Below are 1051 nucleotides of genomic sequence, written 5' to 3'. Positions count from 1 at the left end.
CCCGGGAAGATCAGGTTGGGGTTGCCGCCGACCGTGGAACCGGTTCGTCTCGTACAGGGCCTGCCAGCCGCCCTCCACGTGCTGCTGGGAGGCGATCGTCGAGAGGGAGTCCCCGGGGGCGACCACGTACGGGTTCGGCAGGACCGGGGTGCCGGTCGGGCGGGGCATGCTGACGGGGGTCGCGGTGGTGGCCTTGGTCGGCCGGACCAGGTCCTTGTGGGCCTGACCCGAGGGCTTGGCGGCAGGCTCGGCCGCCGGCCGCGCGGGGGCCTTCGCGGGGGCTTTGGGGTCGAGGGCGGGGGCCGGCCCGCTGCGGCTGAGCCCGGCCTGGGGCCCGCACGCGGGCCAGGCCCGGGGGCCCTGACCCTTGAGCACCTTCTCGGCTACCGCGATCTGCTGGGCCTTGGTGGCGAGGTCGGCGCGCGGGGCGTAGGCGGTGCCGCCGAATTCGCGCCAGGTGCTCTGGCTGAACTGGAGGCCGCCGTAGTAGCCGTTGCCGGTGTTGACCTGCCAGTTGTTGGTGGATTCGCAGGCGGCGACCTTGTTCCAGGTGTCCACGGAGGCGGCCTGCGCGTCCGTGGCGCCGATGAGGGGGAGCGCGATCCCGGCGCCACCTGCGGTGACGACGAGCGAGGCCCGGTTGATGCTGCTCGGCTGGTACCGGCGGTGTCGACCCCGTACACCCATGGGAGCCCCCCCCTAGAAGACATCAGGAACCGCACAACCTAACGGCGGCCCCATGAGCTGACAAGGGCGACAACCAGCCGTAGGGCGGCGTGAGTTGACGATCCCACAGACCCGCGGCCGGAGTCCGGCGAATCCACGGATCCATGCCGGGGCCCGCCTCCGGGGGGGGCACGGGGGGCGGGTGCGGGGTGGCGCGCCGTTGCGCGGGCGAGGTCCCCTACCCGCCCTTCCACCGTTCCCAGGGGCGCTGCCCCCGACCCCGTACGGACGCTGCGCGCCCGTTGGTCGGGCTGCGACCGCCCCGCCCGGGAGCGTCAGCTCGGCGGCCGGGGTGCGGGGATCGGCGCGGGGCACACGGGCAGGG

General features: G+C 74.5%; 1 protein-coding gene. It reads right to left on the bottom strand.

Going from position 1 to position 1051, the window contains the following annotated elements; translation table 11 throughout:
- Positions 1-687: transglycosylase family protein (locus SSNG_RS45005; protein WP_007267799.1), on the bottom strand; the 687-nt coding region annotated here is incomplete at its 3' end.
- Between the last annotated feature and the right edge of the window lie 364 nt (positions 688-1051).

Origin of the sequence: Streptomyces sp. C, assembly GCF_000158895.1 — a bacterium.
Classification (GTDB): domain Bacteria; phylum Actinomycetota; class Actinomycetes; order Streptomycetales; family Streptomycetaceae; genus Streptomyces; species Streptomyces racemochromogenes.
This window is presented reverse-complemented; position numbering and strand designations above follow the sequence as displayed.